Source organism: Desulfobacula sp. (assembly GCF_030611305.1).
Classification (GTDB): Bacteria; Desulfobacterota; Desulfobacteria; order Desulfobacterales; family Desulfobacteraceae; genus Desulfobacula.
This window is the reverse complement of record NZ_JAUWQB010000043.1, coordinates 22,628-29,341: the sequence shown is the minus strand read 5'-3', so window position 1 is coordinate 29,341 and position 6,714 is coordinate 22,628. Positions and strand designations below refer to the sequence as shown.

The following is a 6,714-nucleotide window of genomic DNA, read 5'->3' as shown; positions in this document are numbered from 1 at the left end:
TTATGCTCATCCCCGCATCCAGGCGGTAGCTGCCGACCAGTTGCAGCGCATGAACAGCAACACCCGCTACCTTCACCCTGCCCAGATCGCCTTTGCCGAAAAAATCGCTTCCTACATGCCTGAACCGCTGTTGGTCTGCTTTTTTGTCAACTCAGGTTCCGAAGCCAACGAGTTGTCTTTACGGCTTGCCCGGGCCCATTCCGGCGGTAAGGATATGATCACCCCGGATCACGGGTATCACGGTAACACTACCGGATGCATCGATATCTCGGCTTATAAGTTTAACGCCAAAGGCGGAGTCGGTCCCTCGGACTGGGTACACCTGGTTGAGGTGGCCGACGACTACCGCGGCCGCTTCCGGCGAGGCGAGGCTAATATCGCACAAAAGTATGCGGATCTGGTAGATGAGGCCCTTGCCAACATCAGCGCCCGCGGCGGAAAACTGGCCGGATTTATTGCCGAAACCTTCCCCAGCGTTGGCGGCCAGATCATCCCGCCCAAAGGTTATCTGTCGGCTGTCTATGAAAAAATCCGGAAAGCAGGCGGTGTCTGCATTGCCGATGAAGTGCAAACCGGTCTGGGGCGCCTTGGTGACTACTTCTTTGGCTTTGAGCAGCAGGGCGCCGTTCCCGACATTGTCGTCCTGGGCAAACCCATCGGCAACGGCCATCCCCTGGGCGTTGTGGTCACGACAAAAGAGATCGCTGACAGTTTTGCCAAAGGGCCTGAATTTTTCTCCACCTTTGGCGGTTCCACCCTGTCCTGCCGTACGGGCCTTGAGGTGCTCAACATTGTTGAAGATGAGCGCTTGCAGAAAAATGCCAAACAGATGGGGGATAAACTTCTGGCAGGGCTGCACGGTTTGCAGGGAAAATATGAAATTGTGGGTGATGTTCGCGGCTGCGGGCTTTTCATCGGCCTTGATCTGGTGACGGACCTTTCGACCCGTGAACCCGGCACCGCTTTGGCCGATTACATTAAAAACCGCATGCGTGAACACCGGATTCTGATGGGCAGCGAAGGCCCCTATGACAACATCTTAAAGATAAGACCTCCCATGACCATTGAGAACGAAGATATTGATTACATCCTTGAGGTGATGGACAAGGTGCTGGATGAGGCCCAATCCTTAATGGGGTTATAAAAACAAATAAAACAAGAGAATTTCTTAACGCAAACATGCTGACAGTCAAAGGAGTTTTACATGAAAGAAGTACTATCGAAGGATGCCCCCCAACCCGCTGGACACTATTCTCAAGCCATCGAACATCATGGTCTCGTGTATGTTTCCGGCCAGCTTCCTATAAATCCGAAGAGTGAAGAAAAATATGTCGGAAGTATTGAGGAGCAAACAGAGCAGGTATTGTTCAATCTTGAAGCAATTTTAAAAAAAGCCAATAGTGGCAAGAATCATGTTATAAAAGTGACTGTATACATATCGGATATTGCACTATGGGATAGAGTGAACTCCGTTTATGCCCGTTTTTTTGGAAATCACCGCCCTGCCAGGGCGATCGTTCCTACTCGGGAATTGCACTTTGGTTACCAGGTCGAAATCGAAGCCATTGCGGCAGCCCTTAACAATTAACTCTGGAGAAGTAACAATGGATCTTTTAACATTGGAGACTCCAAGCTTGGTATTAGATATAGGTAAGGTAAAAAATAACATCTCTCGTATCCACAAACGAATGGAGAATCTTGGGGTTAATCTGAGACCTCACGGGAAAACAGCAAAGAATATTGATGTTATCAATGTGGCTTTAGATGGTCAAGAGGGTGGTATTACAGTATCAACACTTAAAGAAGCTGAATATTATTTTAGCCACGGTATTATTGATATTGTTTATGCTGTTGGTATTGCACCTGTAAAACTTGATCGTATTGCCGGTATGATAAAAAAAGGTGCCAACATTACCCTTGTACTTGATTCAATTGAGCAGGTTAAATTTGTCTCAGCAAAGGGTCAACAATACGGCTTAAACATACCGGTTCTAATTGAACTTGATTGCGATGGACACCGCTCAGGTGTGACACTTGATGATTCACTGCTGTTGGATATTGGTCATTTGTTGGATAGGGAAAAAGGTGTGAAGTTGAGTGGTGTGCTTACCCACGCCGGTGAATCTTATCAATGCAAATCTGTAGAAGAGATTCGTGTTCTTGCTGAAACAGAACGTGATATGGCTGTGAAGTGTTCTGAAATATTGCGTCAAAATGGCCTGCCATGTCCAATTGTTAGCGTTGGTTCAACTCCAACCGCTAATTTTGCAAAAGATCTTGCTGGGGTTACAGAGGTTAGAGCTGGGGTTTTTATGTTTTATGATCTGGTGATGGCAGGATTAGGTTGTTTGCGATAAAAGTGACATTGCGATCTCAGTACTAACATCGGTCATTGGTCATCAAAAACATAAAGGATGGGTGATAACCGATGCGGGTTGGATGGCTCTTTCTCGTGACAGGGGAACTGCCTCACAAAAAGTAAATCAGGGGTCTGGTTTGGTATGTAATGTAGAAGGTGACCCACTAAATGACTTGATTGTATCAAGCACTAATCAAGAGCATGGAATTATATCAGATCGTTCAAAAAAAGATATAGCCTGGGAGTCTTTTGGAATTGGTAGTATGGTCCGCATTTTGCCAAATCATGCATGTGCAACAGGTGCCATGTATGACCGCTACTATATTATTGATGGTTCTACGGAAATTATTGATGTTTGGCATCGTATAAACGGTTGGTAATAATGGCGCTATTAAAAATAACCCGAATCGATAAAGTACATATGCCTAATATTATGACCATGCAACAATCCTTTAAGTCTCTGATCGGTTACTTCTTAAAGTAAAATTCATTAAGTGTCATAATAAATCCCTGATCGGAAACTTTTATTGCGTTTTATTTGCTGAATTGATATAAGTGTCTGAACGGAAACTTTTATATGGTGATAATTTGAAATATTCAACAAAAATTAACAATCCTGAAGAATTGGGGAAGTATCTTTTAAAAGAGCGTAAACACCTTAAACTGACTCAAAAAGAGATCTCTGAGTTTGCTGATGTTGGTAGAAAATTTATCATAGAGATTGAAAAGGGCAAAACAACTGCTCAACTTGGAAAAGTATTTGAATTGATGAACAGCCTTGGTCTTGAACTCCATCTCGTTAAACGTGGAGACAGTTAATTTTGGAAACTTTAAATGTTTTTTCCGGACAAATCAAAGTCGGATCCCTAAGTATTAATAACAGTCGACGATTTGCATTTCAATATTCCAGAAAATGGTTGATGTCACCTAATGCTTTCCAAATATCTATTTCTTTACCGATGCAGAAAGATGTTTTCCCTCATGATAAAGTAAAATCATTTTTTTCTAATTTGCTACCGGAATCTGTTGTCAGAAAATTAATTTCGAAACAGCTCGGGATTTCAGATAAAAATGATTTTATGCTTCTCAAACATATCGGAGGAGAGTGTGCCGGAGCGATATCAATTCTGACTGAGTCTGAAATACCTGAGTCACCCGATCAATACATATACCATTCGTTATCAGATAAACAATTAGCGGATCTAATAATGGATATTCCCAGACGTCCTTTGCTTGCAGGTCAGGAAGGAATCCCAAAAAGTCTTACTGATCAAAAGGTATGACAGAATTTTTGAAAATGATGTGCTCAACCGGCTTCACCAAGAAGATTTTCAGGCTATGGGGCTTTCCCACGAACTGAAATATCAGGCTGATGGGGGTCCAGATCTTAAAGCATGCTTTAATAGCAGAGCATGAGAGAAATTATGGTGAAGCAAAGATTTATGAGGATTTAAATAAAATTATAAAATCAAACACCGTTAAGTTGCAAAGTTTTTTCAGGTAGATGTATAGCATTGAGGTCTTCTATTAGATCATGGAATTTGGGAAAGCCCATAAAATTGCTATTAATAAAATGATGGTGTAACGTGCAAACTCGGACCCTGGTTGACCATCAAGGAGCAAATCATTTGATTGAATTTAATAAAACAGAACTTTCTGCGACCTTTATGAACGCTTCAGGCAACCGGATCAAAAGGATTCAACAGGTACGGACAGACCCTGTTTCCCTAAGAAAATGCAGAATCACACTCAGCAGAGCGCTTGAAAATGAACGGGGAACGGAAATGCTTTATCATCCGCCGGAAATAGATCTGGATGAAAAAAAATGTCCTTTCTGTCCTGGAAACCTTGAATCCATGACCCCTTGCCTCATGCCTGAAATCAGTGGGGAAAAAAGGCTGTCTTATAATGATTCAATCCTTTTCCCCAATCTTTTTCCATATACTGAATGGTCGGCGGTGTCCTTATTTGACAATACCCACCATGTTGAAATCGGCACTGCAGAATTGGGCGCCTACCGGGACAGCTTTATCAATTGCGCTCAATATCTATCACAGGTTAAAAAAATTGATCCTGACGCTATTTACATGTCAATCACTCAGAATCATTTGCCCGGTGCCGGGGGGTCATTGGTTCATCCCCACCTCCAGGTGCATGCGACACAACAGATATCAAACAATCACAGGATTCTTAAACAAAGGGCACAGGCATATGAAGTCCGGTATGACAGTTGTATCCTGTCTGATTTGCTCCTGGCTGAAAAAAAAACAAAGAAAAGATATATCGGCAGCACAGGTTCGTGGGAATGGATCACGGCTTTTGCACCTTCCGGGTTTTACGAGATATGGGGAATAGCGCGGAAAGCATCGTCCCTTCTGATCCCGGAGAAAACACAGGTCTGGAAGGATCTTGCCAAAGGCGTTCTGAACACCCAGAAATTCTATAAAAGCCTGAACAGAAACTCATATAATCTTGCCCTGCTGTCTGTTGAAGATGGGAAAAACTTCCCATGCCTGAAGGTTTCCCTGACTGCAAGATCTAGCTATGCCCCATGGGTACGGAGCGATTTTACGGGTTTTGAAATTGCTTCCGGGGAGATGGCCACGTTCACTCTTCCTGAATCTGTGGCAGACATGGCCAAAAAATTCTGGAAAACAGATCCGTCTAACCTAAAAAAATAAGACACCATGTCTCGAATTAAGTCTTTTAATATCAGGCATATTCTTAAAACCGTTTTTAACCCGGTCAAAGGTTAAAAGGTGTTCTCTCATACTTTCGACTGCCGGCATCACGGCGGTCATCGAAAACACTGCTGGCCAGGAAACCAATATGGGACATCGATTTGAAAAATATTTCAAATTGTTTTATTGATACGTTAAGTGTATAGCTTTTTTACATTCTAAGCAAAATCAGGAGAACTATAATGAACGAAAAAAAGAGTTTTATTGTCATTGGATGCGGCGGGGCCGGCGGACCGGCTGCTATTCTTACCAGCAACATAAATCCAGACGTTGATGTGACGGTAATAAGGGCGGAACCCAATTTCATTGTCAGATGAGCGCTGCCCCACGTTGTGGCCGGTCTGGCCACCAGTGAGTCCATAGTTATCCCTGATGCCATGCTGAAAAATGCAGGCATAAATGTTATCAGAGAGAGGGTGACAGGTGTTGACAGCAGGGAGAAAAATGTGACCCTGGAAGGGGGCAAAGTGCTTTCATTTGATAAGCTTCTCCTTGCCAACGGCGCTGACCCTGTCATACCTCCGATAGCAGGCAGAGATCTCCAGGGTGTTTTCACATTACGAAGCACACCAGAAGCCGAAGCAATGATAAAGTTTATTGATGAGAGGAAGGTGAAGAGCTTTACAGTGGTTGGGGCAGGTTTTATTGGACTTGAGGTGGGCACCCTGCTGAAGCAGGCCCGTCCGGGTCTCAAGGTGACGGTCGTGGAACTTCTGGATCAACCCCTTCCGGCTATGCTTGATGCCGATATGGCGTCAAAGGTTGCTTCTTATCTTGCAGAACAGGGAATAGATCTGCACACAGGCGTCAGGGTTACTGGAATCTCCGGAAAAAATGGATATGTAAGCGGCGTTGAGCTTGATTCAGGCGATGTAACAGATTCGGATATGGTCCTTCTGTCAATCGGGGCCAAAAGTGACTTTGACCTTGCAAGGCAGGCCGGACTTGATATCGGAGAATTCGGCATAAAGGTAAACGAGTACATGGAGACATCTCACCCGGATATCTTCGCCGCAGGTGACAATGTGGAAAACAAATGCCTTGTTACCGGCAAAAACATACCTGGGCAGCTCAGGGGTACTGCAATCTGTCAGGGGCGTCTTGTTGCCAAACGGCTGAAAGGCGCTGCCATCCCGTTTACAGGGGTGCTAAATAGCTCCTGTGTCAAGCTGTTTGATCTCTGTGCGGCAAGCGTTGGCCTTACAGATGAGCTTGCCAAAAAACATGGCATCAAGACAGCCTGTTTCACAGTTGACTCCCGCAGTAAGCATGGCATGATCAAGGGTATGAAGCCATGGACTCTGAAGGTGGTTTTCAACAAGGAGAACAGAAAGGTTATAGGAAGCCAGATCGTGAGCATGAGCGAGTCTCCGGCAAAGGAGATCGACGTCATGAATATGGCCATAAAGATGGGCGCAGTCCCTGAGGACCTTTTGACCATCAACTGTGCCGGACACCCGGATCTTTCTTCAGAACCCAGCTTGGAACCCATATCCATCGTGGGAGTCCAGGCGTCAGGAAAAATTTGATGTCTGCAAATAATTTTAAATCTTCATTGTTTCAAATTGCCATAGTATGTTAATAAATGCCAGCAAAGATTAATTTATAAAAGCG

Annotated in this window: 9 protein-coding genes; all 9 read left to right on the top strand. The window is 44.3% G+C overall.

The window, feature by feature from the left end; all coding sequences use genetic code 11:
• On the top strand, window positions 1-1,144 hold a 1,144-nt coding region (locus QAI40_RS09875), incomplete at its 5' end, for an aminotransferase class III-fold pyridoxal phosphate-dependent enzyme (protein ID WP_304511611.1).
• Window positions 1,145-1,204: 60 nt separating this feature from the next.
• Window positions 1,205-1,588 (top strand): RidA family protein, encoded by a 384-nt coding sequence (locus QAI40_RS09870; RefSeq protein WP_299981048.1) that lies wholly within the window; start codon window positions 1,205-1,207, stop codon window positions 1,586-1,588.
• A 16-nt stretch (window positions 1,589-1,604) separates the two neighbouring features.
• Window positions 1,605-2,357, top strand: a complete 753-nt coding sequence (locus QAI40_RS09865) for an alanine racemase (RefSeq protein WP_299981050.1) — start codon at window positions 1,605-1,607, stop codon at window positions 2,355-2,357.
• A 7-nt stretch (window positions 2,358-2,364) separates the two neighbouring features.
• A complete protein-coding gene (locus QAI40_RS09860) occupies window positions 2,365-2,739 on the top strand; it encodes a hypothetical protein (RefSeq protein WP_331520631.1) in 375 nt (124 codons plus the stop codon).
• 208 nt (window positions 2,740-2,947) lie between these two features.
• Window positions 2,948-3,178, top strand: a complete 231-nt coding sequence (locus tag QAI40_RS09855; protein ID WP_299981052.1) for a helix-turn-helix domain-containing protein — start codon at window positions 2,948-2,950, stop codon at window positions 3,176-3,178.
• A 2-nt stretch (window positions 3,179-3,180) separates the two neighbouring features.
• A complete protein-coding gene (locus QAI40_RS09850; protein ID WP_299981054.1) occupies window positions 3,181-3,642 on the top strand; it encodes a HipA N-terminal domain-containing protein in 462 nt (153 codons plus the stop codon).
• 345 nt (window positions 3,643-3,987) lie between these two features.
• Window positions 3,988-5,040 (top strand): galactose-1-phosphate uridylyltransferase, encoded by a 1,053-nt coding sequence (locus QAI40_RS09845; RefSeq protein WP_299981056.1) that lies wholly within the window; start codon window positions 3,988-3,990, stop codon window positions 5,038-5,040.
• Between the two features lie 242 nt (window positions 5,041-5,282).
• Window positions 5,283-5,417, top strand: a complete 135-nt coding sequence (locus QAI40_RS09840; RefSeq protein WP_299981058.1) for a hypothetical protein — start codon at window positions 5,283-5,285, stop codon at window positions 5,415-5,417.
• A 15-nt stretch (window positions 5,418-5,432) separates the two neighbouring features.
• Complete coding sequence (locus QAI40_RS09835; protein ID WP_304511610.1) at window positions 5,433-6,629, top strand: FAD-dependent oxidoreductase; 1,197 nt, start codon at window positions 5,433-5,435, stop codon at window positions 6,627-6,629.
• Window positions 6,630-6,714 lie beyond the last annotated feature (85 nt).

What these genes read in the sequence shown, in the direction of transcription:
- QAI40_RS09840 (WP_299981058.1), top strand. Translation starts at nt 5,283, where the DNA reads ATGAACGAAAAAAAGAGTTTTATTGTCATTGGATGCGGCGGGGCCGGC.
- QAI40_RS09870 (WP_299981048.1), top strand. Translation starts at nt 1,205, where the DNA reads ATGAAAGAAGTACTATCGAAGGATGCCCCCCAACCCGCTGGACACTAT.
- QAI40_RS09865 (WP_299981050.1), top strand. Translation starts at nt 1,605, where the DNA reads ATGGATCTTTTAACATTGGAGACTCCAAGCTTGGTATTAGATATAGGT.